This is a genomic window from Microbispora siamensis, assembly GCF_016863095.1.
Lineage (GTDB): Bacteria > Actinomycetota > Actinomycetes > Streptosporangiales > Streptosporangiaceae > Microbispora > Microbispora siamensis.
Map to the genome: position 1 here is coordinate 1 of NZ_BOOF01000072.1, position 25,831 is coordinate 25,831.

Below are 25,831 nucleotides of genomic sequence, written 5' to 3' on the forward strand. Positions count from 1 at the left end.
AAAGAAGGCACCGACCGCTGGGCCTTCACCTACCACAACCCCATCAGAGCCCGGCGACTAAGGATCTAGGCGGGCAGGTGCTCACGCGCCGCACGACCGGAGTGCAGGATGACTCGGAGTACGTTGCTGTGATCGAATCGGGTGAGGAGGCTGGCGGATGTCACGGTTCATCGGGAAGTTCGCGGTGGTCACCGGCGCGGCGCGGGGGATCGGTGCGGCGATCGCACGCCGGCTGGCCGCGGAGGGCGCGGCGGTGGCCTGCGTGGACCTCACCCCGGACGGATGCGCCTCGATCGTGGACGAGATCACCGTCACCGGGGGCAGGGCGGTCGCGTTCGGGTGTGATGTCTCGGACGGCGCTCAGGTCGAAGCGCTGGTGTCGGAAGTGATGGCCGAGTTCGGGCGGATCGACGTGCTCGTGAACAACGCCGGGCTGACCCGGGACAACCTGCTGTTCCGTATGTCGGAGGAAGACTGGGACAAGGTCGTCGACGTGAACCTCAAGAGCGTCTTCCTCATGAGCCGGGCCGTGCAGAAGCACATGGTGGAGCAGCGGTCGGGAGCGATCGTCAACCTGTCGAGCCGGTCGGCGCTGGGAAATCGGGGACAGGCCAACTACTCGGCGGCCAAGGCGGGCATCCAGGGGCTCACCGCGACCATGGCGATCGAGTTGGGCCCGTACGGCATCCGGGTGAACGCGGTCGCGCCCGGGTACGTCGCGACGCCGATGACCGAGGCGACGGCCGTGCGGCTGGGGGTGACCCCGGAGGAGCATCAGGCCGCCATGGCGCAGGCCGTGCCGTTGCGACGGGTCGGCCAGCCGACCGAGATCGCGTCGGTGGTGGCGTTCTTCGCCTCCGACGACGCGTCGTACGTCACCGGCCAGACGCTCTACGTCAACGGCGGCCCTCGGTAGGGGCGCGGCCGCGAGCATGAGGATCGGGGTCTTCCTCGTCGCGGCGGGCTTCCCGGGCATGGCGCCCGGGGACGTGCTGCGCGGCACGGTGGAGGCGATCGAGGCCGCCGAGCGGGCCGGGTTCGACGACGCCTGGATCGCCGAGCACCACTTCATGTCGTACGGCGTCTGCCCGTCGGCGGTGACGCTGGCGGCCGTGGCGCTGGGCCGGACCTCGCGGATCACGGTGGGGACGGCGGTCAGCGTGCTGTCCGCCCAGCATCCCGTCGCGCTGGCGGAGCAGGCGGCGATCCTCCACCACGTGTCGGACGGCAGGTTCCGGCTCGGCGTGGGGCGTGGGGGCCCGTGGCTGGAGCTGGAGGTCTTCGGCACCGGGACGGCGAGGTTCGAGCGGGGTTTCCCCGAATCGCTCGACCTGCTGTGCGCGGCACTGGCCGGTGAGACGGACGGCGGCTCGGTGGCGGCGGACGGCGAGTTCTTCCGCTTCCGGGAGGTCACGATGGTCCCGCAGGCCCGGATGTCGCCGGTCGTCGCCTGCACGTCGGCCGGCACGGTCCGGCTCGCCGCCGAACGGGCGCTGCCCATGCTCCTCGGCATGCACATCGGCGACGACGAGAAGGCGGAGATGATCGCCGCCTATGAGACGTACGCGACAGGCCCGGCGGCGCACATCGGCGCCGCGCTCGGTCACGTGGCGGACACCACCGAGCAGGCCGTACGGGAGATGCGGGAGTCGCTGCCGCGCTGGCTCGGGCCGGGACTGGCGGGGTACGTCCCGGTGGACGGCCGGCCGCCGCCCCGGCGGAACATTCCGGAGTACGTGGACCTGCTGTGCCGGATCCACCCGGTGGGATCCGCGGAGCACTGCGTGGAGAAGATCGTCACCACGGCGGCGCGAACCGGGCTGCGGCACCTCATCCTGATGGTCGAGGGCGCCGGAGACCGCGGGCGGACGCTGGAGAACATCGCCCGCCTCGGCGCGGAGGTGCTCCCGGCCGTGAGACGGCGAGGGCCGGGGGCGGCGTGAACCGGAACGCCGCCCCCAGCCGAACGTCAGGTCAGCAGTCGACCAGTTCCGGGCTCTGGTTCAGGATCTGTGCCCGGGGCGTGACGAACTCCCGGTAGGCCTCGGTGGCCTCCGGGCGGAACACCGCGACGCGGTGGCAGTTCTGGAAGGCCAGCCGTACGCCGAAGTGCCTTTCGAGGGCGCCGCGCATCGCGTCGCTGGCCAGGCAGCGCAGCAACTGACCCCGGGCGGCCTCGTCCGGCGGCGGGACCTGGTTGTCGGCGAAGTCGGCGCCGGACCGGTCCCGCCGCTCGACCAACGCGGTGATCGTCGCCCAGGCGTACGGAAGCGAGTCGCGGACACAGGCGACGAAGGCCGCGTCGTCCACCTCGCCGGCGCGGGCCTGGTCGAGCAGGTCGTTGGACACGGACAGCGACATGAGCTGTTCTCCTCTCGGCGTCTGCTCAGAGAGCGGGGACGCAGTTGACGGTAGATCGAACGCGGCGGGTATCCATGTGGCGCGGAGGCGACACGTTCATTGGGCGGCGACGGCCGGGCCGTACACGAAGCCGGGGTCGATCTGCGCGGTCAGGTCCTGTCCCGTCGCCCGGTCGGCCCACGCGCGGGCGTTCCTGATGTGGAACTCGGCCGCCTGCCTGCCGAACTTCGGCCAGTCCTTGGGCTGCGCGTCGAGCCGGTCGAGCATGGTGGCGAGGGCGAGGTGGCCGGCGGGCTCCAGGTCGTCGAGCGTGAACGGCCGGCCCTGCTCCATGCCGCGGATGGCGGGGGAGTGGCCGAACCAGGTCAGCAGGTCGTCGCCGACGTGCTCGCGGAGGAAGTCGACGTCCTCCGGCGAGTGGACCTTGTTGCCCACGACGGCGATCTCGACGTCGAACCCGGCGGCGTGGTCGCGGTACTGCCGGTAGACGCTCACGCCCTGACGGGTCGGCTCGGCGACCAGGAAGGTGAGGTCGAAGCGGGTGAACAACCCGGAGGCGAAGGAGTCCGCCCCTGCGGTCATGTCCACCACGACGTACTCGCCGGGGCCGTCGACCAGATGGTTGAGATAGAGCTCCACCGCGCCGAGCTTGGAGTGGTAGCAGGCGACGCCGAGGTCGTCCTCCTCGAACGGGCCGGTGACCATGAGCGAGACGCCCTCGACGGAGCACGACGGGAAGAACGGGTCGTCCAGCCGGATCAGCCGTGAGCCGCGCCCGGGCGGGGTCGTCTTGACCATGGACGCCGCGTCGCGGATCCGCGGATTGTCGCCGCGCAGATAGTCCTTGATCTCGGTCAGCATCGCGCCCAGCGGTGGGGGGTGCTCGGCCGCGTCCGCATCCGCTGTCAGGCCCAGTGCCAGGCCGAGGTGCTGGTTGATGTCGGCGTCGATGGCGACGACCGGCCCCCTCCGTGTCGCGTACCTCGCGAACAGCGACGACAGCGTGGTCTTGCCGCTTCCGCCCTTGCCGACGAACGCCACGCGCATGAAGGCCCCCCAAACCAGAACGACGAAATGAAAACCGTTGTCACTTTCAGTCGTGCGCCATCATGGCACACACGAGGAGAGCGCGGGTGGATTTCAGGCCGCGGAAGGTGTCGGAACGAGCGAGGGCGGCTGGAAGAGCGCGAGCACCCTGACGAGCGTGGGCCGCAGGGCGTCCCAGTCGGCGGCGGGGGTGGTCCAGGTGAGCACGCTCGTCGTCGTGCCCGTGGAGATCACCCGGCGGTACTGGTGATACTCCACTCCCTTGGCCAGGTGGTCCCGCGCCGACGCCTTGCGCGGGGTCCAGGTGAACTCCCAGTCGGCGGAAGGACCGTGCTCGCCGGTCACGGCCCTGAGCCGGAGCTTGCGATAGGTCGTGGCGGACGGACGGAGAATCTCCTCCGCCTCGCCGAGCGCCGCCAGGGGATCGGTGCCGCGCTGCGCGGTCACCTCGATCGTGAACGCCGCCCCGCCGTCCCGCGAGCGCCACGAGGTCGAGTAGGGCCTCTCCTCGCGGGTCCAGCCGCGGGGCACACCTGCCCGCCAGCCGGCGTCGGACGTATGCCACTTCAGCTTCAACCGCCCCGTGGGGGGCGACACAACGGCCGACGGGGAGACCGGGGCCGATGGCGTGACGGAGACGACCGCCCGGGCGCCGGCCCGGCTCTCGCCGCCGGGCCGCAGCACCGCCCAACCCCCGACAGCACAAGCGATTAGCACGGCCGCCGCCACCCCGATGAAGAGACGAGTACGGCCGGGGCCCCGGCGTACGGGCTGAGGCGGGGCGGGCGGCTCGATCTCGGCGAGCAGGCGGTCGGCGGTCTCCGCGTCGATCCGCCGCCTGGGCTCCCGGGCCAGCAGCCCGGTGAGCACCCCACGCAGTTCCCCGGGAACCTCCTCCGGCGGCCCCTGGCCCGTGGGCGGCCTGCCGGTGACGGCCAGGTGGAGGGTGGCGCCCAGCGACCAGAGGTCGGCGGCGACCGTGCGCGGCCCGCCGGCGGCCCGTTCCGGGGCGAGGTACGTCTCGGTGCCACGGCCGGCGGAGGGGCCGCCCGGTACAGGATCGCGGGCGAACGCCGGATCGGTGGCCAGCATCGACATGCCGAAGTCGGCGAGCAGCACCCGCCCGTCGTGCGCGAGGAGCACGTTGGCGGGCCGGACGTCGCCGTGCCGTACGCCGGCGGCGTGGGCGTGCGTGAGCGCGGACAGCACCGTGCGGGCGATCCGCGCGGCCTCGGCCGGGGGCAGCGGCCCGTCGCCGGAGACCACCCCGTCGAGCGAGCGCGAGGGGACCAGTTCCGTCACGACGTACGGGGTGTCGCCCTCCTCGGCGACGTCGTAGACGGCGGCGATGTGGGGGTGGCGCAGCCGCTCGGCCTGGCGGGCCTCACGGGAGACGCGCTGGACGAGCCGCAGCCGCGCGGTCTCGCCCAGGTCCGGGGGCAGCAGGACCTCGCGGATCGCGACGGGCCGGTCGAGCAGCGTGTCGCGGCCCTCCCACACCAGTCCGGTGCGGCCGTGGCCGAGGGCGCGGACCAGCCGGTATCGCCTGACGATGAGCTGCCCAGCAGTACCCATCCCGCCTGCCTCTACGCCACGGCACGTTCCACCTGAATGTGGAGTCTTGCACAAGTACCGGGATCAGAGGGGCGGAAGTGAACCGGTCGCGATGTGGGCGAGCGTGACCTCGGTGAGCGTCGCCTGCTCGTGGTCGCGCAGCGCCGTCCAGACGTCGCCGAGGGGCTCGGCAACCCCGTGGAAACCCTCGCTGTCCTGGGGCGCCCCCTCCATGATGAGGACCACGTCGGCGAGTGTGATCTGCTCGGCCGGCCGCGCGAGCCAGTAGCCGCCCTCGGGTCCGCGCTGGCTGTGGATGAGGCCGGCCCGCCGCATCTGCAGCAGGATGTTGTCGAGGAACCGCCGGGGAATGCGCTGGGCGGCCGCGATCCGCTCGGCCGGGACCGGCCCCGGCGCCGCCGCGGCGAGTTCGGCGGCGGCGCGCAGGGCGTACTGGGTCCGTACGGAAAGCCGCATCTTCTTACACTGCAAGTGCCAGAGATCGGGCGCCCGGTGCGGGCCTGACGTGTACGGTGTCGCCCGGCCCGAGACCGAGCCGGTCGGCCTGCTCCCGCGTCACCTGGACCCACGCCTCGTGCCCGCCGATCTCCACCTCCACGCGCACCTCGAAACCGAGCCGTACGACGCGGGAGATCACGGCGGGCGCGCCGCCCTCGACGGGGTCCGGGCTGATCTCGACGTCGTGCGGGCGGACCAGGCTGCCGCCGATCTCGGTGACCGGGCCCAGGAAGCGCATCACGAACGGGTTGGCCGGGTTGTCGTACACCTCGCCGGGGCTGCCGGCCTGCACGACCTCGCCCCCGGCCAGCACCACGATCGTGTCGGCGACCTCGATCGCCTCCTCCTGGTCGTGGGTGACGAACACGGTGGTGACGTGGACCTCGTCGTGCAGCCGGCGCAGCCACGTCCGCAGTTCCTTGCGCACCTGCGCGTCGAGGGCGCCGAACGGCTCGTCGAGCAACAGCACCTGGGGCTCCACCGCGAGGGCCCGGGCCAGGGCCATGCGCTGGCGCTGGCCGCCCGACAGCTGGGACGGGTAGCGGTCGGCCAGCTTCTCCAGGTGGACCAGCTCCAGCAGTTCCATGACCCGTTTGCGGATCTCGTCCTTGGGCCGCTTGCGGATCTCCAGCCCGAAGGCCACGTTGCGGAAGACCGAGAGGTGCTTGAAGGCGGCGTAGTGCTGGAACACGAAGCCGACGTTGCGCCGCTGCGGGGACAGCCGGGTGGCGTCGACGCCGGAGATCCGGACCGTGCCGGTGTCGGGCCGCTCCAGGCCGGCGATCACCCGCAGCAACGTCGACTTCCCCCCGCCGCTCGGGCCGAGCAGGGCGGTGAGCGACCCCGCGGCGACGTCCAGCGACACGTCGCGCAGGACGGGGGTCGTCCCGAACGACTTGTTCACGTCGCGTACCTCAATTGCCATCGATGCGATCCTTCGGGCGCAGGAGCTTGGTGAGCAGCAGGGTGACCACGGCGATCAGGGCGAGGGCCGTGGCGGCGGCGAACGCGGCCGGCTGGTCGAAGTTCTGGAACCGCTCCTCGACGAACAGCGTCAGCGTCTGGGTCTGGTCCACGAGGCGGCCGGAGACCACCGCCACCGCGCCGTACTCGCCGAGCGAACGGGCCAGGCAGAGCACGACGCCGTAGCCGAGGGCCCAGCGGATGCCGGGGAGCGTGATGCGGACGAACGTCTGGAGCCGGCTCGCCCCCAGCGTGTGCGCGGCCTGCTCCTGCTCGTCGCCGAGCTCCTCCAGGACCGGTACGACGGCTCGCACGACGAGCGGCAGCGACACGAACACCGTGGCCAGCACCATGCCGGGGGTGGAGAAGATCACCTGGATTCCCCAGCTCTCCAGCAGGCCGCCGAAGGGGGAGAACCGGCCGTACACGAGGATGAGCGCGAGCCCGACGACGACCGGCGAGACGGCCATCGGCAGGTCGATGAACGCCCCCAGCAGCCGTTTGCCGGGGAACTCGTGGCGGACGAGCAGGAGCGCGGCGCCGACCCCGAAGACCGTGTTGGCGAGGACCGCCCAGCCGGCGACCGTCAGCGTGACCTTGAAGGCGTGCAGGGCCGACGGGGAGGTCAGGGCCTCGGTGAACGGCCCGAGCCCGTCTCCGAAGGTCCGCCAGATGATCAGCCCCACGGGCAGCACCAGCAGGAACAGGACGTAGACGACGGCGACCACGCGCAGGACGTGCTTAGCCACGGCGGCTCCCCCAGCGCTGCAGGACGTCGAGCGTGATCAGCGCGACCAGGGCCACCACGAGCAGGACCGTCGAGATCGCGGCCGCGCCGGTGGTGTTGTCTCCCTCGATCTGGCTGAAGATGTTCACCGCAGCGACCTGCGTCTTGAACGGCAGGTTGCCCGAGATGAGCACGGTCGAGCCGAACTCGGCGATCGCCCGGGTGAAGGCGAGGGCGGTGCCGGACAGCATCGCGGGGATCAGGTTCGGCAGGATGACCCGGCGGAAGGTCTGGAACGGGCTCGCGCCGAGGGAGGCCGCCGCCTGCTCCATCTCCGTGTCGAGTTCCAGCAGAACCGGCTGCACCGTACGGACGACGAACGGCAGCGTGACGAACAGCAGCGCCAGCACGACTCCGGCCCTGCTGTAGGCCAGGTTGACCCCGAGCGGGGACTGCGGGCCGTACAACGCGAGCAGGACGAGACCGGCGACGATGGTCGGCAGCGCGAACGGCAGGTCGATGATCGTGTCGAGCACGCCCCGGCCGGGGAAGCGGTCGCGGACCAGCACCCAGGCGATGACCGTGCCCACGACCAGGTTGACCAGGGCGACGAGCGCCGAGGCGCCGACGGTCAGGGTGAGCGCCGCCCAGGCGTCGGGGGTGGTGACCGAGCGCCAGAAGTACCCGGGCCCCTCGTCGGCCGAGCGCCAGACGACGGCGGCCAGCGGGATCAGCACGATCAGGCTCAGGTACAGCACCGCGGTGCCGAGGCCGGCGGCGGTGCCGCCGGCCACGCGCGAGGAGGGGCGTACGGTGATCGCGGTCACTTCCGCGTCACTTCCCTCGTCACTTCTCGGTAGCCACGCCGAGCTTGCGTTCGATCTCCGCGACCTTGCCGGTCTTCGAGTCGAAGAAGTCGGTCGTGATCTTGTCCCAGCCGCCGAGATCCTGGATCGTGAACAGCTGCGGCGGGGTGGGCCAGTTGAAGCCGGTCACGCCGTCGATGGATGGGCGGTAGCCGTTCTTGGCGAAGATCGTCTGAGCCTCGACGGAGTAGAGGTACTTCAGGAAGGCCGCGGCCTCCTTGGGGTGGGCGCTGTTCTTCGTCACGGCCACCGGGTTCTCGATGAGGAGCGTCGAGTCCGGGACCGTGTAGTCGATCTCCTGGTTGTTCTGCTGCGCGAAGATCGCCTCGTTCTCGTACGTGAGGATCGCGTCGCCCTTGCCGCCGGTGAAGGTCTGCAGCGACTTGCGGCCGCTGTCGTCCTGGACGGGAACGTTCTTGAGCAGCGCGTCCAGGTAGGCGAGCCCCGCGGCCTGGTCGGCGCCCTTGTTCGACTTGGCGCCGTAGCCCGCGAGCAGGTTCCAGCGGGCGCCGCCGGAGGTGAAGGGGTTCGGCGTGATGACCTCGACTCCGGGCTTGACGAGGTCGTCCCAGGTCTTGATGCCCTTCGGGTTGCCCTTGCGGGTGCCGATGACGACGACGGACTTGGTGAGGATCCCCTTGGTCGGACCGGAGTTCCAGTCCGGCGCGACGATGCCGGCCTTCACGAGCCGGGTGATGTCGGTCTCCAGGGAGAACTCGACGATGTCCGCCTTGAGCCCGTTCGCCACGGCGCGGCTCTGGTCGCCGGACGCGCCGAACGACTGGGTGAAGGTGATGTTCTTGCCCTCGGGCGTCTTCTGGAACGCCTTGATGATGTCCTCGAACGCCGCCTGTGGGGTGGAGTAGGCGACCAGCGCCAACTGGACCTTGCCTCCGCCGCCGTTGCCCCCGCCGGCGTTGTCGTCTCCCCCGCAGGCGGTGACCAGGGTGGTCGTCGCCATGACGGCGGCTGCGATGGCCCCGAGCCTGCGCACTCTCATGCCTGTCCTCTATTCCGAGAGATTCCTACCAAGTCAGTCGGTTTAGTCGATATTAAAGACCGTTCCAGGAATCCCGTCAACCCCGATGGGTTTTTGCGATTGTTGTGAAATTTCCAGACAGGACGTGTCGATCGGTGCTAGGAACGTTCGCTATTGGGACACGACCCAAAAGCTCACTGAGGAAGGACCTTCATGCGCGACCCGGTCACCGAGGACGCCTACGAGCAGGACGATTCGTTCATCCGGCCGTACATCGTCGGCGAAGGCCAGTACGGCGGGGAGGGAGACCGGTTCTGGTCCGAAGAGCAGGACGACCGGGCTCTCGGCGAGAGGCCTGACGACGAGGGCGACGTGCTGTCGGAGGGCTGGCGGCCGGACCAGCCCGCGCAGACCCCCGCCGACCACGCCGACCAGGATGACTACGCCGCCGGACGCACCGTCCGGCACCGCTCGGAAGATCTGGCGAGGGACGAGGACCCGGCGGGCGACGAGTACCTGGCGGGCGACGGCGACACCGATCCGCGCGGTTTCCTCGGCTCTGGCTGGCGCAGCGCCCCCGATCCAGAGGAGGACGAGGACGAGGGTCCGCGGCGCGGCGGGATGCTGCTGCGGACCGGTCTGATCGCCGTCGGTGTCCTGGGCGCGATCTGGGCGCTGGCGCTGTGGGTCGGGCAGCCCTCCGGAGCGGAGTGCGATGGCGGGGCAGGCTGCGCCGCCGGGACGGCCGCGACGGCGCCGGTCTCCCCGGCCCCCAGCGACGCCGCCCCCACCGACGCCGCGCCCACCGAGGCCGCGCCGAGCGACGCGCCGGGTGACACTCCCACCGACGCCCCGAGGGCCGAGCCCACACGGACCCGGCCCGGCACGTCCGGGACCTCGGCGCCGGCCGCGTCGTCCGCGCCCACACACACGCCCCGGTCTCGCGCGCAGGACCCCGGCTCCCGGACGCCCGCCTCCCCGCACCCGTCGCGAGTGTCGATCGACTCGAAGGAGCAGTCGTCCGCCGACGAGCACGCCGACGAGCAGGCCGGCGGAACGACCTCGGGAACCGACACGGCGTCCGAGGAGCAGTCGGCCCCGGCTACGACCGCGGCGCCCGCCCCCACCCAGGAGGCGCCGCACCACGGCGGCGGCCTGTTCGGCTGGCTCTTCTAGTGCTCAGGGCTCAGGAAGCCGTGCAGCTGTCCTGAGTGGCGTCGAAGCCCTCCACGTCGTCGAGCGTCTTGGGGGGCTTCATCCCCTGCCAGTCGGCCCCGATCCCCAGCACGAGGGTCTGCGTGGTGGCCGTGCGCACCAGGCGGGGGCGCGACTTCTTGAGCTCGCGGAACAGCCGGGACGCCCGGCTCTCGCCGTTCTCCGAGTACGCCACGACGGTCTTGGCGTACGGCTTGGGCGCCTGCTCGACCTTGACGATGTGGTAGCCGCGCTGCTCCAGTTCGGCGGCCACCTGGGTGCCGAGCCCCTGCTGCCCGCTGCCGTTGCGGACCAGGATGTGGATCTGCGACTTGGGGATCTTCTGCTCGCCGCTCTTGACGTTCTTGGCGATCTGGTCGGCGGCGACCATCCTGAACAGCCGCCGGGCCTGCGGCTGCACCCACTCGACCCGGCCGGGGTTGGTGACCGAGTAGCGCCAGGGGGTGGTGACGAAGCGGATCTGCCCGGCGGTCAGGCCCTGCGCGCTCGTCGCGAGCTCCTTCATCACGCCGATCGTGAGGTCGGGGTCGGTGGTGATCGACTTGGTCACCGCGTCGAGGAACCCGAACAGCGTCGCGGGGTTGGTCAGCGTCTCGCCGCTCATGGCCTTCTTGGCCATCGAGGCGAGGAACATCTGCTGGCGCTGGATCCGGCCGATGTCGGAGCCGTCGCCGAGCGAGTAGCGGGCGCGGACGTATCCGAGCGCCTGCTCGCCCTTGAGGGTCTGCTTGCCCGCGGGCAGGTCGAGCAGCGCCTTCTTGTCGTGGACGGCCTGCGGCAGGCAGACCTGCACACCGCCCAGCGCGTTCACCATCGCCTTGAAGCCGGTGAAGTCGACCTTCACGAAGTGGTCGATGTGGATGTCGGTGAGTCCCTCGATCGTCTTCCAGGTGCAGCCGATGCCGCCGGAGTTGAACGACTCGTTGATCATCCCGACGTGCGGCCGCTGGCCCGGCAGGTTGCCCTTGGCCGGGCAGGCGGGGAGGGCGACGAGTGAGTCGCGCGGGAAGCTGATCAGCACCGCGCCGTCCCGGTTCGGGGAGATGTGCGCCACGATGATCGTGTCGGTGCGCTCGCCGGGGAACTTGCCGTACTTGGCGTTGGCGCCGTTGCGCTGGTCCGAGCCCACGATCAGCACGTTGAGCGCCTTGCTGATCTTCTGTGGGCGCGCCTCGCCCCCGAGATCCTTCTGGGTCACCGCCTCGTGCTTGACGTTGCCGGTCAGCTTGACGTAGCCGCCGACGGCGAACGTGGCGGCACCCGTGAGCACGCCCAGCGCTCCCGACAGCGTGACCCACAGCCATGCCCGCCACTTGGGCGGCGTCCGGGGCGGCGGCGCCGGGAGGTCCTCCGCCGGGGGCGCGGGACGGACGTCGACGTGACCCACTGTCGTGCTCCTGAGGGTCGGACCAGGCGTTTCTCACCAGGTCGAAAAGCCAGTAGCGGCAAACGGGGCCAAGTGTAGCGATCTCTCCTGAACGTCACCTTTCAAACGCTGTAACCGTCCTGCAAGATCTACGCGGGCGGCGCCGTGCTGCCACGGGTGGTCAGGCGCGGGGCCTCGTCCTCCAGCGGCCTGGCCTCCACGCCGTCGATCAGCGCGAGCAGCCGCTGCGCCGCGTGCGCGCCGTAGGCGGGGATGTCGCGGGTGAGCACGGTCAGCGGCGGGCGGACGACCTGGCAGAGCGGGGAGTCGTCCCAGGCGACGACGGACAGGTCGGCCGGCACGTCGAGCCGCATCTCCTGGGCGACCGACAGGCCGGCCACGGCCATGATGTCGTTGTCGAAGACGATCGCCGTGGGCCGCTCGGGCGAGCTGAGCAGCCGCCGCGTGGCCCGCGCGCCCTCCTCGCCGGTGTAGTCGGTGTGCACGATCGGGCAGGCGTCCAGCCCGAGACCCGCGCAGACGTCGCCGAACGCGCGGTCGCGGATCGCCGTGTGCGACAGCTGGGGCAGCCCGGCGACGCGGGCGATCCGCCGGTGCCCGAGCGCGACGAGATACTCCACCGTCTCGCGTACGGCCGCGCTGTCGTCGGCCCAGACCGGCACGAGCGATCCGGCGGCCGAGGGGTGCCCGAGGACGACGACGGGCATGCCCAGCTCCTCCACCTGCGGCACGCGGGGGTCGTCGAGGTGGAGGTCGACGAGGATCGCGCCGTCCACCCGGCCCTCCCCCCACCAGCGGCGGTAGACGCCCATCTCGGCCTCGTGGTCGCCGACCACCTGGAGCAGCAGCGCGTACGAGCGGGCGGACAGCTCCGCCTCGATGCCGCTGATCAGCTCCATGAAGAACGGCTCGACGCCCAGGAACCGGGCGGGCCGGCACAGGGCGAGGCCCACGGCGTGCGCGCGGGCGCCGTTGAGCGCCCTGGCGGCGATGTTCGGGCGCCAGCCGATCTCGTTCGCGATGGCCAGGATGCGGGCCCTGGTGGCTTCTGACACGCCCGGCTGGCCGTTCAGGGCGTACGAGACCGCGCCCTTGGAGACCCCCGCCTGGCGTGCGATGTCCGCGATGGTCGGTCTTCTCACGTGTCCCCTCGGCTGAACCGGTCCAGTGACCCTCACCCTACTACCGTTACTTTGCCTACATCTTCCCCTATTGACACCGGCGACATCCCGATTTTACGGTCTCGGTACTTATCCGGTTCAGCAGTAGCGAGCCGAGCATCATCGGGGCCTGGCAGGAGTGCGGACCCCGCGCGGTGTCGCGTGGGGGGAGGAGAGTCACCATGCGAAACCGAACGCGGTTTCTTATACCGGTGCTGGCGGCCGGCCTGTTAAGCGCGGCCTGTTCGGGAGGCGGGGGTTCGTCCACGCCGACCGGTCCGGCGGGCGGCGCGGCGGGAGGCGGTGCGGCCGCGCCTGCGGGCGGCAGCGGCGGGGCCTTCCCCCGCAACGAGACCCTCTACACCAGCGGCACCCAGTGGGGACCACCCGCGAACTGGAACCCGCTGCGCGAGTGGGACTTCGCCACCGGCACCAAGGGCCTCGTCTACGAGACGCTGTTCATGTACGACCCGAACACCGACAAGTTCTCGCCGTGGCTGGCCGAGAGCGGCGACTGGACCGGTGACCTGGAGTACACGCTCAAGCTGCGCAAGGGCATCACCTGGTCGGACGGCAAGCCGTTCACCGCCGACGACGTGATCTTCACGTTCGAGCTCGGCAAGATGGAGACCGTCCCCTACCACCCGCTCTGGGACTGGATGAAGAGCGCGGAGAAGGTCGACGACTACACGGTCAAGTTCACCTTCACCACGGCCAACCACCAGGAGTGGGCCAACCACCTCTACAGCCGGGCCATCGTCCCCAAGCACCTGTGGGAGGGGCGGTCCGAGGACGAGGTGATGAACGGGGTCAACGAGAAGCCCGTCGGCACCGGCCCGTACGCCTACCAGTCGCACGACCAGGACCGCATGGTCTGGGTCAAGCGCGACGGCTGGTGGGCCACCAAGGCCCTCGGCAAGGACGTGAAGCCCAAGTACATCGTCGACATCGTCAACTCCAGCAACGAGGTCGCGATGGGCCTGCTGCTGCAGAAGGGCCTCGACCTCAGCACCAACTTCCTGCCGGGCATCGCCAACCTGGTCAAGGGCAGCTTCGGCATCGAGACCTACTACGACCAGCCGCCGTACATGCTGTCGGCGAACACGGCGTGGCTGTGGCTCAACACGACGAAGAAGCCGATGGACGACAAGGAGTTCCGCAAGGCGGTCGCCTACTCCATCGACACCAAGAAGATCGTCGAGGGTGTCTACGGCAACCTGGTCAAGGCGTCCGACCCGACCGGCCTGCTGCCGCAGTGGGACAAGTACGTCGACAAGAACGTCACCTCCACGCTCGGCTTCTCCTACAACCCGGACAAGGCCAAGCAGCTGCTCGCCGACGCCGGCTACAAGGACCGCAACGGCGACGGACTGGTCGAGTCGCCGAGCGGCGGCAAGATCTCGCTCAAGCTGATCGTGCCCGCCGGCTGGACCGACTGGATGGAGGCGGCCCGGGTCATCAGCTCCAGCGCCAAGGCCGTCGGCATCGACATCCAGGCCGACTTCCCCGACTACAACGCGCTTGTCGACGTCCGCAACTCCGGCAAGTACGACATGGTCATCAACAACGACAAGCAGCTCGCGAACACCCCCTGGCTGTACTACGACTACCTGTTCCGCCTGCCAGTGCAGAAGCTGCAGACCACGACGAACTTCGGCCGGTACGAGAACAAGCGGGCGTGGGAGCTCACGCAGCAGCTCGACCAGGTCAAGCCCGAGGACGTCGAGGGCATGAAGAAGATCACCTCGCAGCTGCAGAAGATCCAGCTCGAGGACATGCCGGTCATCCCGCTCTGGTACAACGGCCTGTGGTCCCAGACCACCAACTCGGTCTGGAAGAACTGGCCCAGCAGTGCGCCGAACACGCCGAAGTACCCGCCCACGGTGTGGCGCAACTGGCTGGAGATGGGCGGCACGCTCATGCTCACCGAACTCCAGCCGGCCTCCGGAGGCTGATCTTCTCGCGCCCCCCTTCCGCCGTCCTGCGTACGGGAGGGGGGCGCCGTTCCGCGACCGGGAGGTCGATCTTGCGCCGCTATTTCGGCAGAAAGCTTCTCATCTACGGCCTGACGTTCTTCGCGGCCGTGACCATCAACTGGATGATCCCGCGGTTCATGCCGGGCGACCCCGTGCAGAGCATGCTCTCGCGGGCCAACGTCGCGCAGCCGGCGGCCGTCGAGGCCATGCGGGCGCACTACACCGCGATGTTCGGCTTCGATTTGCCGCTGTGGCAGCAGTACCTCAACTTCTGGGGCTCGCTGCTGAAGGGCGACCTCGGCATCAGCATCTGGCTGTTCCCGACGCCGGTGTCCGACGTGATCATCCGGGCGGTTCCGTACACGCTGGGCCTGCTGATCCCGTCCATCCTGCTGAGCTGGTTCGCCGGCAACCGGTTCGGCGCCTTCGCCGCGCGGCGCAAGTGGCTCGACAACAGCGTGCTCCCCGTCGGCTACGTGCTGACCGCCACGCCGTACATGTGGCTGGCGATCCTGCTGGCCTGGGCGCTCGGCATCGTCGCGGGCGTCTTCCCGGTCGCCGGGGCCTACGGCTTCGACCTGCAGCCGTCCCTGTCGTGGGATTTCCTCGGCAGCCTCGCCCAGCACTGGTTCCTGCCGTTCGCCTCGCTGTTCCTGGTCGCGTTCGGCGGCTGGGCCATCGGCATGCGCAACATGATCATCTACGAGCTGGAGGCGGACTACGTCAACTACCTGCGGGCGCTCGGCGCGCCGATGCGGCTGGTGCGGCGTTACGCCTTCAGGAACGCGATCCTGCCGCAGGTGACCGGCCTGGCCCTGCAACTCGGCGTGCTCGTGGCCGGCGCGCTGGTCACCGAAATCGTCTTCAGCTATCCCGGGCTGGGGCACCTGATCCTCCAGGCCATCCAGAACCAGGACTTCTTCCTGCTGCAGGGCACCTTCCTGTTCATCGTCATCGGCGTGCTGATCGCCAACTTCGTCATCGACATCGCGTACGTCCTGGTGGACCCGCGCACCAGGACCGGGATGGGAGGAGCGGCGTGAGCGAGGTCCTGCCCCAGCCGCAGCCACAGCCGCCCACCGCGCGGCGCGAGGCGCTGCACTTCGCGCTGCGCAACCGCAAGCTGGTCGTCGGCACGGTCATCGTCGCCGTGTTCCTCGTGGCCGGCCTGGCCGGGCCGCTGCTGTTCGACCACGGGCCGAACGACTACGTCGGGCCGCCGATGGCGCCGCCGTCCGGGGAGTTCTGGTTCGGCACCACGACGTTCGGCCAGGACGTCTTCGCCCAGTTCGTGTACGGCCTGCGCTCGACGTTCCTCGTGGGCGTGCTCGGCGGCGTGCTGGCGGCGATCGTCGGCATGGTCGTGGGGTTCGTCGCGGGCTACCGCGGCGGGTGGGTCGACGAACTGCTCAACATGCTCACCAACATCGTGCTCGTGCTGCCCGCGCTGGTGGTGCTGTTGATCATCAACGCCTACCTGGGCGTGCGGAGCATCGGCGTGCAGGCGCTGTTCATCGGGCTGACCTCGTGGCCGTGGGCCGCGCGGGCGATCAGGGCGCAGACGTTCTCGCTGCGCTCGCGCGATTTCGTCGACCTCGCCCGGCTGAGCGGCGTACGCACCCCGAAGATCATTCTTCGGGAGATCGCGCCGAACATGAGCTCGTACCTGTTCCTGACGTTCATCCTGCTGTTCGGCAGCGCGATCCTGATCGCCGCCTCGCTCGACTTCATCGGCCTCGGACCCACCGAGGGGGTCTCCCTCGGCCTGATGCTCAACAACGCCGCGCGGTGGAGCGCGCTCCAGCTCGGCCTGTGGTGGTGGTTCATCCCGCCGGGCGCCGGCATCACGGCGATCGTCGGCGCGCTCTACGTCATGAACGTCGGGCTGGACGAGGTGTTCAACCCGAAGCTGAGGGAGATGTGACGTGGCGCTGAATGTCACCGACCTCCGGGTCTACTACCGCACGCTGCGCGGCGAGGTGAAGGCGCTCGACGGCGTCACGTTCTCCGTCGCGGACGGCGAGATCATGGGCCTGGCCGGGGAGTCCGGCTCGGGCAAGTCCACGCTCGCCAAGAGCCTGATCCGGCTGGACGGCCGCATGCGGCACGTCGGCGGCACGGTGGAGCTGGACGGGAAGACGATGCCCCTGGCGGACGACACCGGGATGGACCGGTTCCGCTTCCGCGAGGTGTCGCTCATCCCGCAGTACTCCATGAGCGCGCTCAACCCGACCAGGAAGATCGGCAAGATGGTCGGCGAGCTGCTGGACTCGCGCGGCGAGCGGCTGGAGAGGGCCGAGCTGGAGCGGCGGCTCGAGCTGGTGGGCCTGTCGAAGGACGTGCTCGACCGCTACCCGATCGAGCTGTCCGGCGGCATGAAGCAGCGGGTGGTCATGGTCATCTCCACGCTGCTGAACCCCTCGCTGCTGATCGCCGACGAGGTCACGTCCGCGCTCGACGTGTCGAGCCAGAAGGCCGTGGCCACGACGCTGCTCGGGTTCCGCGACCGCGGCCTGGTCACGAGCATGATGGTGGTCACCCACGACATCTCGCTTGTGTACCAGATCGCCGACACGATCATGGTGATGTACGCCGGGCGGCTGGCCGAGAAGGCCCCGGCCGAGGTGCTCGTCACCGCCCCGAGGCATCCGTACACCAAGCAGCTCATCTCCGCGCTGCCCGAGGTGGGGGTGCGCTACGAGGACCGCCGGTTGACGGGGATCCCTGGCAACCCGCCGTCCCTGCTCAAGCCGCCCGGGGGATGCCGGTTCAGGGACCGCTGCCCGCTCGCGTTCGACCAGTGCGCCGAGCAGCCGCCGTTCGCCGAGGTGGCCCCCGGCCACTTCGTCGCCTGCTGGAAGGCCGAGTGAATGCTGAAACTCGATAGCGTCTCCAAGGTCTACCGCGTCGGCGCGTTCGGCGGGCGCGAGCTGAAGGCCGTCTCCGACGTCAGCTTCGAGGTCGGCGAGGGGGAGGTGGTCTCGCTCATCGGTGAGAGCGGCAGCGGCAAGAGCACGCTCGGCCGGATGATCCTGCGGCTCGCCTCGATCAGCGGCGGCCGGATCACCCTGGACGGCAGGGACATCACCTCGATCAAGGACCGCAAGGAGTACTACCGGCAGGTGCAGGGCGTCTTCCAGGACCCCTTCAGCTGCTACAACCCCGTCTTCCGGGCCGACCGCGTGTTCGCGATGATCAAGGAGCAGTACTTCCCCCAGGCCGGCGCGGACGAGTGGCGAAAGCGCGTGGAGGGCGCGCTGGAGAGCGTGCGGCTCGACCCCGGCAACGTCCTCGGCAAGTATCCCCACCAGCTCAGCGGCGGCCAGCTCCAGCGCATGCTGATCGCCAGGGCCGTGCTCCTCGACATCCGGCTGCTGGTCGCCGACGAGATCATCAGCATGCTCGACGCGTCCACCCGCATCGACGTGCTCAACCTGCTCGCCGACCTGCGGGCGCGCGGCCTCGGCATCCTGTTCGTCACGCACGACCTGTCGCTCGGCAACTACGTCAGCGACAGGACCGTGGTGCTGCGCCACGGGAAGATCGTGGAAATGGGCCGGACGGACCTCGTCTTCGGCAATCCGGCGCATCCCTACACGCGCTCGCTGCTTGCCTCGGTCCCCCGGCTGCACGCCAAGTGGACGGACGCCGTGCCCGAGGACGTGCCCTGCGCCTTCCACGAGGCGCCGCAGGAGAGCCGGACCCGCCCCGGGCTGGCCGAGGTGGAAGGCGACCACTTCGTGGCGTGCGCCGGTTGCGGGGCATCGAAGATTAAGGAGAACGCGTGAGCTCGTACCGTCCCCTGCACGACGGGTGGACCGTCACCGCCGTGTCGTCGACCGGGCGGCTCCGGCCGGTGGTCGCGGGCCTGCCCGCGGCCGTTCCCGGTTGCGTCCACACCGACCTCCTCGCCGCCGGGCTGATCGAGGACCCGTACCTGGACGACAACGAGGACCGGCTGACCTGGATCGGGCGTACGGCGTGGTCGTACGAGACCGTCTTCACCTGGGACGGGACCGACGACGACCGGGCGGACCTCGTCTGTGAGGGACTGGACACGGCCGCCACGCTCGTGCTCAACGGCGTCGAGATCGGCACGACGGCCAACATGCACCGGTCGTACCGCTTCCCGGTGCGGCACCTGCTGCAGGCGGGCGAGAACACGCTCAAGATCCTGTTCGACCCGCCGTACGGGTACGCGGAGGCGCAGAAGGCGGCCCTCGGCGACCGCCCCGGCGCGTACGCCGAGCCCTACCAGTTCATCAGGAAGATGGCCTGCAACTTCGGCTGGGACTGGGGGCCGACGGTGGTCACCGCCGGGATCTGGCGGCCGATCGGCATCGAGACCTGGAGCACCGCCAGGATCGCCGAGGTGCGGCCCTTCGCCTCGGCGGACGGCACCGTCGAGGTGCACGTGGCGGTCGAGCGGGCCACCGAGCGGCCGCTCACGCTCACGGCCTCGGTGGGGGGCGTGACCGAGACGGTGACCGTCGCCGCCGGGCAGCGCCGGGCCGTCGTCACGCTGACCGTGCCGGACGCCGAGCTGTGGTGGCCGCGCGGGTACGGCGAGCAGCCGCTGTACGACCTGACGGTCCGGCTCGAAGATCAGGAGTGGACCGGCCGGATCGGCTTCCGCTCGGTCGAGCTGGACCGCACCGACGACGCCTTCACGTTCGTCATCAACGGCAGGCCGGTCTTCGTCAAGGGCTTCAACTGGATCCCCGACGACTGCTTCCCCAGCCGCATCACCCGGGAGCGGCTGGCCGAGCGGTTCGCCCAGGCGGCCGCCACGGGCGCCAACTGCCTGCGGGTGTGGGGCGGCGGCAGGTACGAGAGCGAGGACTTCTACGACCTCGCCGACGAGATGGGCCTGCTCGTCTGGCAGGACTTCCCGTTCGCCTGCGCGGCCTACCCGGAGGAGGGCCGGTTCACCGCGGAGGTCGAGGCCGAGGCCCGCGAGCACGTCGCCCGCCTGGCCCGCCACGCCAGCCTCGTGCTGTGGTGCGGCAACAACGAGAACATCGAGGGCCACGCCGACTGGGGCTGGCAGGACACGCTGGAGGGCCGCAGCTGGGGCGGCGGCTTCTACTACGACCTACTGCCCCGGGTCGTCGCCGAACTCGACCCGACCCGGCCGTACTGGCCGGGCAGCCCCTACTCCGGCGCTCCCGACCTGCCGCCGAACGACCCGGCCAAGGGCACGATCCACATCTGGACGGTCTGGAACCACCAGGACTACACCCACTACGCGACCTACACGCCGAGGTTCGTGGCCGAGTTCGGCTTCCAGGGCCCGCCGACGTATGCGACGCTGCGCGCCGCGGTCTCCGACGACCCGCTGACGCCGGTCTCCCCGGGGGTGACCCACCACCAGAAGGCGATCGACGGCAACCTCAAGCTGCTGCGCGGACTCGGCGAGCATCTGCCCCGGCCGGACGGGTTCGACGACTGGCACTACTACACCCAGGTCAACCAGGCCAGGGCGATGGCCTTCGGGATCGAGCGGTTCCGGGCGCTCGCGCCCTACTGCATGGGCACGATCGTGTGGCAGCTCAACGACTGCTGGCCGGTCACCTCCTGGGCCGCGGTGGACGGCGGCGGGCGGCGCAAGCCGCTGTGGTACGCGCTGCGCCGGGCGTACGCCGACCGGTTGCTGACCTTCCAGGGCGACGCGCTGGCGGTCGTGAACGACACCGACGAGCCGTGGTCGGGCGAGCTCGCCGTCGACCGGCTCAGCCTGTCGGGGGAGATCCTGGCCAAGGAGCGCTTCGACGTGTCGGTCCCGGCGCGCGGCACGGCGTCCGTGGAGCTGCCCGAGGGAGTGGCGCGGGCCGGGAACCCGGCGGGCGAGGTGCTGGTGGCCACCCTCGGCGACGCACGCGCGCTGCGGTTCCCGCGCGAGGACCCGGCCATGGACTACCCGCCGGCGGAGCTGGACACGGTGGTCGAGGAGATCGAGGGCGGGCTGCGGGTGCGGGTGACCGCGCGGACGATCGTGCGCGAGCTGGCGATCTTCCCCGATCGGCTCGACCCCCGCGCGACCGTGGACGACCAGCTCGTCACGCTGCTGCCGGGGGAGACCGCGGTCTTCCACGTCACGGGGGGTGAGGTGGATCCCGGCGCGCTCGTCCGTCACCCGGTGCTCCGATGCGTCAACGAACCCCGTTAGTCTCGGATCGCCCCCGCCTGACCGCCCGAAGGACGCCTGTGGACCTGCTCACCAATGTCATCAAGGACTACCCCTGGGGCTCCCGGACGGCCATTGCCGAGCTGACCGGGCGGCCCGCCTCCGGGCCGGAGGCCGAGATGTGGCTGGGCGCTCACCCGGCCGCGTCCTCCCGGCTGACCAGGGACGGGGCCGAGACCACGCTCGCCGACGCGGTCGCGGCCGATCCTGTGGGGACCCTCGGTGAGGCGGTCGCCGGCCGGTTCGGGGAGCGGCTGCCGTACCTGATGAAGCTGATCGCGGTCGACGCGCCGCTGTCGCTGCAGGTCCATCCCGACGCCGCGCAGGCCGCCGACGGCCACGCCCGGGGGGACGCGAACTACACCGACCCCTGGCACAAGCCGGAGCTGGTCTGCGCGCTCACGCCGTTCACCGGGCTGGCCGGGTTCCGGCCGCCCGAGCAGGCGGCGATGCTGGTCGAGCGGCTGCACGTGAACGCGCTGCGGCCGGTGGTCGAGGCGCTGCGCGACGGCGACGTGCTCGGCGCGCTGCGGGTGCTGCTGGAGTGGCCCCATTCCGGGGGCACGTCCCGGCGTGAGCTGGTCGAGTCGATGGTGTGGGCGGCCTCCGCCTGCCACACGCCCGACTACGCGCTCGTGGTGCGGCTGGCCAGGCGCTACCCGGAGGACCCGGCCGTGCTGGCGCCGCTGCTGATGCGCCGCCACACGCTCGCCCCCGGCGAGGCGCTGTTCCTCGGGGCCGGAGTGCTGCACTGCTACCTCGACGGCTTCGCCGTGGAGATCATGGCCTGCTCCGACAACGTGCTGCGGGCGGGCCTGACCGGCAAGCACGTCGACGTGGAGGAACTGCTGCGGATCACCGACGCCGCGGCGCAGCCCCTGACGGTGGAGCCGGTCGGCGGCGCGTACGTGCCGCCGGTCCCGGAGTTCCTGCTCCGCAGGATCGCGCCCGGCGCGGGCGAAACGCTCCCGGGAGGTCTGCCGAGGATCGTGCTGTGCACCGAGGGTGTCGTGAACGTGGACACGGCCGGTTCCGAGGTCAAGCTGCGGCCCGGTGAGTCGGTGTTCGCCGCCGCCTCGGAGGGCTCCGTCGAGATCGGCGGGGACGGCGTCGCCTTCTGCGCCGAGCCTCACCTGTGACTCACTTAGCGTGAAGTTTGTCCTACTCCCCGTGATGTGACCCTGCCCCGCGGGTAGGAGCCCCTCATCGTCAAGCGCGGCCCGATGAGGGGGATCCATGGGGCGCTTCAGGGTTGCCGGCATCGCCGCGGCGTCGTTGGGCGCGGTCGCGCTCTCCGCCTGCGCCGCCGGTGGGGGCAAGCACATCACGCACGCGAGCCCGGCCGGTCACCAGCAGCACAACGCGGCGGCCGGGGCGGCGCTGCGCAAGTCCGAGACGGCCGCCGCCGCCCAGGTGAAGGCCAACGAGCTGGGGCAGGTGCCGGTGATCATGTATCACCGGATCGTCAAGAATCCGCCGCCGGGCGACGATCGCAGCCCGAAGGACTTCCGCGACGAGCTGGAGCGGCTCGCGGCGGAGGACTACGTGCCGGTCACCGCGGCCGAGTACGTCACCGGAAAGATCGACATTCCGGCGGGCAAGCACCCGGTGGTGCTGACCTTCGACGACTCCTCGCCCTCCCAGCTCACACTCGACGGCATGGGCAATCCGGCGCCGGACTGCGCGATCGGCATCCTGATGGACGTCGCGAAGAAGCACCCGGGCTTCCGGCCGGTGGCGACCATGTACGTGATCAAGGACCTGTTCGGCAAGGCCCGCCAGGAGGAGCAGATCCAGGTCCTGCAGTGGCTCAAGGACCACAACTTCGACATCGGCAACCACACCCGCGACCACCTCAACCTGCTCGGCAAGCCGAAGGAGCAGGTGGAGAACCAGATCGCGGCCGGGCAGACGCTGATCACCTCGCTGATCAAGACGCCGCCGGTCACGCTCGCCCTGCCGTACGGCAACCAGCCGCACGAGAAGAAGTGGGCGCTGCAGGGGGCGTCCGGTGGCACCCGCTACGACTACAAGGGCGTGTTCCTCGCGGGCTACACGCCGGCGCCGTCGCCGTACACCAAGGACTTCGACCCCGTCGGCATCCCGCGGATCAGGTCGAAGGAGAAGGTCGGCGACTGCAAGAAGTTCTGCTCGATGGCGTGGCTCGACTGGCTCAAGGCCAACCCGACGGACCGCTACACCTCGGACGGCAACCCCAACACGGTCGCCTTCCCGAAGTTCAAGGCGGCCTTCGTCGCACCGTCGTTCACGTCCCGTGCGCTGCCGTACTGACGGGACGGATGACCGTGCGGGGGCGGCTACCCTGCCAGCATGGACGACGCCACCGCCGACGCCACAGCCCTGCGGGGTCTCACACCGAGGCTGATCGGCCCGGAGATCATCGCGGTCTTCGCGGTCTCGCTCGGCGCCAGCGCCCTGCTGTCGCTCATCCGCCTCATCGGCGCTCTGACCGCGCCGAAGGACCTGGGCGACCAGCACGCGGTGCTCGTCGGCTCGCTGGCCCCCGGGCGCCCGTGGCTGGATCTCTCGCTGCACCTGGCGGGGATCGCGGTGAACGTGGCGCCGGTGGGGCTCGTCGCCTACCTGCTGGCCCGATCGGGCGAGTCCATGCGTACGATCGGGGCCGACTGGCGGGAACCGGGGCGCGACACGCTGCGCGGCGCCGTGCTCGCGGCGGTGATCGGCGGCAGCGGACTGGTGTTCTACCTGTTCGCCTTCCGGGCCGGGTTCAACCTGAACGTCGTGCCCGACAGCCTGCCGGACTTCTGGTGGCGAATCCCGGTCCTGGTCGCCGAGGCCGCCCAGAACGGCGTGCTGGAGGAGGTGCTGGTCGCCGGTTATCTGCTGCACCGGCTGCGGCAGCGCGGCTGGTCGCCGTGGCGCGCGGTGGGGGTGTCGGCCGTCCTGCGCGGCTCCTACCACCTCTACCAGGGCTTCGGCGGCTTCCTCGGCAACATCGCGATGGGCTTGGTCTTCGGCCGGCTCTACCAGCGCTGGGGACGGACCATGCCGCTGATCGTCGCGCACACGCTGATCGACGTGGTCGCCTTCGTCGGGTACGGCGTGCTGCGCGGCCGCGTCTCCTGGCTGCCCTGATGCTGCCCTGATCTCCTGTCTAATCGGGCGGAATGCGTTCTCTCCGGCGCGCCTGATTGATTTGGGCCCGATCCCGGTGCATCGTTGACGGGCCGCCGCACGTCTGGATCCCCCCGGGCAAACCCGGCCTGTCCTGGCCGAATTTTTCATTCGGGGAATTCCATGAGGCGTTTATCGACACGCATTCCATATCCGGCGCGCCGTCGCGCCGCCGCCGACCGCCGGCCCGGCGGTCGCACCCGGCCGCCCGGCCGCGGGCGTCCGGTCAGCCTGCCCTACCGGTGCCGCGTGGGAGGCGGCGTAGGAGACAGGGCCGCGAGCCGGAACTCGGCCGTGCCCGTCACCGCCGGTGCTGACAACACGAGTGCCGTGACCGTGCGCGCGGCCCTGCCCGTACGGCGCGCTCCCGGGCGTACCGGGTCGTGGGCGCAGGTCCCGCCGGGGCGCCGGGCGAGCGTCTTATTACCACCGGTGCCGAGGGCACGCTCCGATCCGTTATGTCCCGCACGCCGGGCGCCCGCTGGGGCGCCCGGCGTGTCTCTTTTGCTGGAAACTCAGCGGGGGACTCAGGCGAGGCAGCGCAGCGCGCCCCGGACGCGGGCGTCGAGGGGATGCCCGGCGGGCAGACGGCCGACCGTCGCCTCGACGAACTCCTCGGGGGAGAGATCGGCGGTCAGGCCGTCGTCCACCCGCACCTGCAACCGGCCGCAGGCGTGTTCGATCCGCGCCTTGGACCCCTGCTCCTCCAGCACGAACTCGCCGACCCGGACCCGCCAGCCGAGGCGGTCGCCGGCCTCGTCCGCCGTCACCGGAGCCCCCACGTCGTCGGCGTGCGTGGCGTACTCCGAGTCGTAGTGGAAGGTCTGGAGACCGGCCGGGTAGGGGCCGGCCGACGTGTGAAGCGTGCCGTCGCGGCCGAGGGCGCGCATCCGCCTCCGGGTCTCCCTGTTCTTGGTCCGCCACTCGTCGAGCACCTGCTCCACCGGCAGGCCGTGCCGCTTGCGCACGCACCACTCGTTGAAGCCGTCGAAGCCGCCGCGCACGCCCTCGTGTTCGAGCAGCTCGTAGAACCCGTCGATGTCGTCGTCCAGGCACGCGTGGTTGTACAACTCCTCGCCGGCCAGGTGTGCGAGCACGTCGCGCATCGTCCAGCCGTCGCACCGGGAGGGGCGGTTCCAGCCGTCCTCGTCGAGGGAGGAGAAGAAGCGGTCCAGCCGCGCCGCCTCGGTGTCGAAGATGTCGAAGGGGTCGAGCCCCGCCAGTTCGTCCCGTGCTGAGGTCATGCCTGAGCCGTACCCTGACCCGCCTCGCCCTCACTTCGCGACGGTACGGCGGCGACATCGGGCGGTGTCAGGACATTTCTCTGATAAGGCGGACATTTAAACCTGCGGCGGCCTCAACAATGCGTAGGGGAAGGGAAAGACCGGGTCTTAGCTCGTTTGTCCGGTGATCTGCGCGGAAACTCCGAGATCGGTAAGCACGGTGGCTGTTCCTGTGGTTTTTCTAGGGGGAAAACGAAATGGCAAAAAGCACGAGCGTCGCCGGGATCCTCGCGATCGGCGCCGTCCTCGCCGGCGGCGCCGTGATCGCGAGTGCTCCTCTCGTCGCGGCTCCGGCGGGGGCCGCCACGATGTCCGCGCAGCACGGCCTCGTCCGGTTCGGCCACCCGCACGCCCGGGGCCAGCGCAACCGCCAGAAGAACGCGCACCGGCACAACCAGCGGCTGCGGGAGCAGCAGCGTCAGCACCAGTTCCTGATGCGTGACCTCACGCT

General features: G+C 70.4%; 24 protein-coding genes. 13 read left to right on the forward strand and 11 right to left on the reverse strand.

Annotated features, from left to right (window positions below; translation table 11 throughout):
• Positions 1-157: 157 nt before the first annotated feature.
• Together Msi02_RS40375 and Msi02_RS40380 are read left to right on the forward strand one after the other, a co-directional pair.
• Entirely contained in the window at positions 158-916 is a 759-nt protein-coding gene (locus Msi02_RS40375) for a glucose 1-dehydrogenase (RefSeq protein ID WP_204053015.1), read from the forward strand.
• Positions 917-932: 16 nt separating this feature from the next.
• Complete coding sequence (locus Msi02_RS40380; protein WP_204053016.1) at positions 933-1,943, forward strand: LLM class flavin-dependent oxidoreductase; 1,011 nt, start codon at positions 933-935, stop codon at positions 1,941-1,943.
• A gap of 31 nt (positions 1,944-1,974) precedes the next feature.
• Here Msi02_RS40380 and Msi02_RS40385 read toward each other — a convergent pair whose 3' ends face one another.
• From Msi02_RS40385 to Msi02_RS40420, 8 genes are all read right to left on the reverse strand, one after another.
• On the reverse strand, positions 1,975-2,361 hold the full coding sequence (locus Msi02_RS40385) for an SCO5389 family protein (RefSeq protein WP_079320359.1): 387 nt from the start codon (positions 2,359-2,361) through the stop codon (positions 1,975-1,977).
• Between the two features lie 96 nt (positions 2,362-2,457).
• Positions 2,458-3,408 (reverse strand): ATP-binding protein, encoded by a 951-nt coding sequence (locus Msi02_RS40390; RefSeq protein WP_204053017.1) that lies wholly within the window; start codon positions 3,406-3,408, stop codon positions 2,458-2,460.
• A gap of 93 nt (positions 3,409-3,501) precedes the next feature.
• A complete protein-coding gene (locus Msi02_RS40395; protein ID WP_204053018.1) occupies positions 3,502-4,983 on the reverse strand; it encodes a serine/threonine-protein kinase in 1,482 nt (493 codons plus the stop codon).
• 63 nt (positions 4,984-5,046) lie between these two features.
• Positions 5,047-5,439: an RrF2 family transcriptional regulator gene (locus Msi02_RS40400; RefSeq protein WP_079320363.1), complete on the reverse strand. Its 393-nt coding sequence runs from the start codon at positions 5,437-5,439 to the stop codon at positions 5,047-5,049.
• Between the two features lie 4 nt (positions 5,440-5,443).
• Complete coding sequence (locus Msi02_RS40405) at positions 5,444-6,406, reverse strand: sulfate/molybdate ABC transporter ATP-binding protein (protein WP_204053019.1); 963 nt, start codon at positions 6,404-6,406, stop codon at positions 5,444-5,446.
• Positions 6,396-7,193 carry a sulfate ABC transporter permease gene (locus tag Msi02_RS40410; protein WP_079320365.1) on the reverse strand — a complete coding sequence of 266 codons (798 nt, stop codon included), beginning with the start codon at positions 7,191-7,193 and terminating at the stop codon, positions 6,396-6,398. The genes Msi02_RS40405 and Msi02_RS40410 overlap by 11 nt, the downstream gene beginning before the upstream one ends.
• On the reverse strand, positions 7,186-7,998 hold the full coding sequence (gene cysT / locus Msi02_RS40415; protein WP_204053020.1) for a sulfate ABC transporter permease subunit CysT: 813 nt from the start codon (positions 7,996-7,998) through the stop codon (positions 7,186-7,188). The genes Msi02_RS40410 and cysT overlap by 8 nt, the downstream gene beginning before the upstream one ends.
• Before the next feature lie 19 nt (positions 7,999-8,017).
• Positions 8,018-9,037, reverse strand: coding sequence for a sulfate ABC transporter substrate-binding protein (locus Msi02_RS40420; RefSeq protein WP_204053021.1), 1,020 nt, complete (start codon positions 9,035-9,037; stop codon positions 8,018-8,020).
• A 192-nt stretch (positions 9,038-9,229) separates the two neighbouring features.
• Between Msi02_RS40420 and Msi02_RS40425 the strand changes: the two genes are divergently transcribed.
• Positions 9,230-10,192, forward strand: coding sequence for a hypothetical protein (locus Msi02_RS40425; protein WP_204053022.1), 963 nt, complete (start codon positions 9,230-9,232; stop codon positions 10,190-10,192).
• Positions 10,193-10,202: 10 nt separating this feature from the next.
• On the opposite strand, the gene Msi02_RS40430 is transcribed toward Msi02_RS40425, so the two are convergent.
• Positions 10,203-11,618, reverse strand: coding sequence for an LCP family protein (locus tag Msi02_RS40430; RefSeq protein WP_204053023.1), 1,416 nt, complete (start codon positions 11,616-11,618; stop codon positions 10,203-10,205).
• A gap of 128 nt (positions 11,619-11,746) precedes the next feature.
• Positions 11,747-12,760: a LacI family DNA-binding transcriptional regulator gene (locus Msi02_RS40435; protein WP_204053024.1), complete on the reverse strand. Its 1,014-nt coding sequence runs from the start codon at positions 12,758-12,760 to the stop codon at positions 11,747-11,749.
• A 200-nt stretch (positions 12,761-12,960) separates the two neighbouring features.
• Here Msi02_RS40435 and Msi02_RS40440 point away from each other — a divergent pair, with 200 nt between their 5' ends.
• The 9 genes from Msi02_RS40440 (at position 12,961) to Msi02_RS40480 (ending at position 24,058) form a co-directional block, all read left to right on the forward strand.
• The gene (locus tag Msi02_RS40440; RefSeq protein WP_204053025.1) at positions 12,961-14,733 is read left to right on the forward strand and encodes an ABC transporter substrate-binding protein; all 1,773 of its coding nucleotides are present in this window, start codon (positions 12,961-12,963) and stop codon (positions 14,731-14,733) included.
• A 71-nt stretch (positions 14,734-14,804) separates the two neighbouring features.
• Positions 14,805-15,797, forward strand: coding sequence for an ABC transporter permease (locus Msi02_RS40445; RefSeq protein WP_204053026.1), 993 nt, complete (start codon positions 14,805-14,807; stop codon positions 15,795-15,797).
• Positions 15,794-16,678: an ABC transporter permease gene (locus Msi02_RS40450; protein WP_079320372.1), complete on the forward strand. Its 885-nt coding sequence runs from the start codon at positions 15,794-15,796 to the stop codon at positions 16,676-16,678. Before Msi02_RS40445 ends, Msi02_RS40450 begins: the two co-directional genes overlap by 4 nt.
• 1 nt (position 16,679) lies before the next feature.
• A complete protein-coding gene (locus tag Msi02_RS40455) occupies positions 16,680-17,624 on the forward strand; it encodes an ABC transporter ATP-binding protein (RefSeq protein ID WP_079320373.1) in 945 nt (314 codons plus the stop codon).
• Positions 17,625-18,542 (forward strand): ABC transporter ATP-binding protein, encoded by a 918-nt coding sequence (locus Msi02_RS40460; protein ID WP_079320374.1) that lies wholly within the window; start codon positions 17,625-17,627, stop codon positions 18,540-18,542.
• On the forward strand, positions 18,539-20,923 hold the full coding sequence (locus Msi02_RS40465) for a glycoside hydrolase family 2 protein (RefSeq protein ID WP_204053027.1): 2,385 nt from the start codon (positions 18,539-18,541) through the stop codon (positions 20,921-20,923). The genes Msi02_RS40460 and Msi02_RS40465 overlap by 4 nt, the downstream gene beginning before the upstream one ends.
• A 38-nt stretch (positions 20,924-20,961) precedes the next feature.
• Positions 20,962-22,080 (forward strand): mannose-6-phosphate isomerase, class I, encoded by a 1,119-nt coding sequence (manA, locus tag Msi02_RS40470; protein ID WP_204053028.1) that lies wholly within the window; start codon positions 20,962-20,964, stop codon positions 22,078-22,080.
• Positions 22,081-22,177: 97 nt separating this feature from the next.
• The gene (locus tag Msi02_RS40475) at positions 22,178-23,233 is read left to right on the forward strand and encodes a polysaccharide deacetylase family protein (RefSeq protein WP_204053029.1); all 1,056 of its coding nucleotides are present in this window, start codon (positions 22,178-22,180) and stop codon (positions 23,231-23,233) included.
• Between the two features lie 39 nt (positions 23,234-23,272).
• Positions 23,273-24,058: a CPBP family intramembrane glutamic endopeptidase gene (locus tag Msi02_RS40480; protein WP_204053030.1), complete on the forward strand. Its 786-nt coding sequence runs from the start codon at positions 23,273-23,275 to the stop codon at positions 24,056-24,058.
• A gap of 566 nt (positions 24,059-24,624) precedes the next feature.
• Here Msi02_RS40480 and Msi02_RS40485 read toward each other — a convergent pair.
• Positions 24,625-25,341, reverse strand: coding sequence for a maleylpyruvate isomerase family mycothiol-dependent enzyme (locus Msi02_RS40485; RefSeq protein ID WP_204053031.1), 717 nt, complete (start codon positions 25,339-25,341; stop codon positions 24,625-24,627).
• 236 nt (positions 25,342-25,577) lie between these two features.
• On the opposite strand from Msi02_RS40485, the gene Msi02_RS40490 reads away from it, so the two are divergent.
• Positions 25,578-25,831, forward strand: a 254-nt coding sequence (locus Msi02_RS40490) for a hypothetical protein (protein ID WP_204053032.1), incomplete at its 3' end; no start/stop codon positions are given.

Excerpts from the sequence above, each read along its gene's own strand:
- Msi02_RS40375 (WP_204053015.1), top strand. The coding sequence starts at position 158 with ATGTCACGGTTCATCGGGAAGTTCGCGGTGGTCACCGGCGCGGCGCGG.
- Msi02_RS40380 (WP_204053016.1), top strand. The coding sequence starts at position 933 with ATGAGGATCGGGGTCTTCCTCGTCGCGGCGGGCTTCCCGGGCATGGCG.
- Msi02_RS40385 (WP_079320359.1), bottom strand. The coding sequence starts at position 2,361 with ATGTCGCTGTCCGTGTCCAACGACCTGCTCGACCAGGCCCGCGCCGGC.
- Msi02_RS40390 (WP_204053017.1), bottom strand. The coding sequence starts at position 3,408 with ATGCGCGTGGCGTTCGTCGGCAAGGGCGGAAGCGGCAAGACCACGCTG.
- Msi02_RS40395 (WP_204053018.1), bottom strand. The coding sequence starts at position 4,983 with ATGGGTACTGCTGGGCAGCTCATCGTCAGGCGATACCGGCTGGTCCGC.
- Msi02_RS40400 (WP_079320363.1), bottom strand. The coding sequence starts at position 5,439 with ATGCGGCTTTCCGTACGGACCCAGTACGCCCTGCGCGCCGCCGCCGAA.
- Msi02_RS40405 (WP_204053019.1), bottom strand. The coding sequence starts at position 6,406 with ATGGCAATTGAGGTACGCGACGTGAACAAGTCGTTCGGGACGACCCCC.
- Msi02_RS40420 (WP_204053021.1), bottom strand. The coding sequence starts at position 9,037 with ATGAGAGTGCGCAGGCTCGGGGCCATCGCAGCCGCCGTCATGGCGACG.
- Msi02_RS40425 (WP_204053022.1), top strand. The coding sequence starts at position 9,230 with ATGCGCGACCCGGTCACCGAGGACGCCTACGAGCAGGACGATTCGTTC.
- Msi02_RS40440 (WP_204053025.1), top strand. The coding sequence starts at position 12,961 with ATGCGAAACCGAACGCGGTTTCTTATACCGGTGCTGGCGGCCGGCCTG.
- Msi02_RS40460 (WP_079320374.1), top strand. The coding sequence starts at position 17,625 with ATGCTGAAACTCGATAGCGTCTCCAAGGTCTACCGCGTCGGCGCGTTC.
- Msi02_RS40475 (WP_204053029.1), top strand. The coding sequence starts at position 22,178 with ATGGGGCGCTTCAGGGTTGCCGGCATCGCCGCGGCGTCGTTGGGCGCG.
- Msi02_RS40480 (WP_204053030.1), top strand. The coding sequence starts at position 23,273 with ATGGACGACGCCACCGCCGACGCCACAGCCCTGCGGGGTCTCACACCG.
- Msi02_RS40485 (WP_204053031.1), bottom strand. The coding sequence starts at position 25,341 with ATGACCTCAGCACGGGACGAACTGGCGGGGCTCGACCCCTTCGACATC.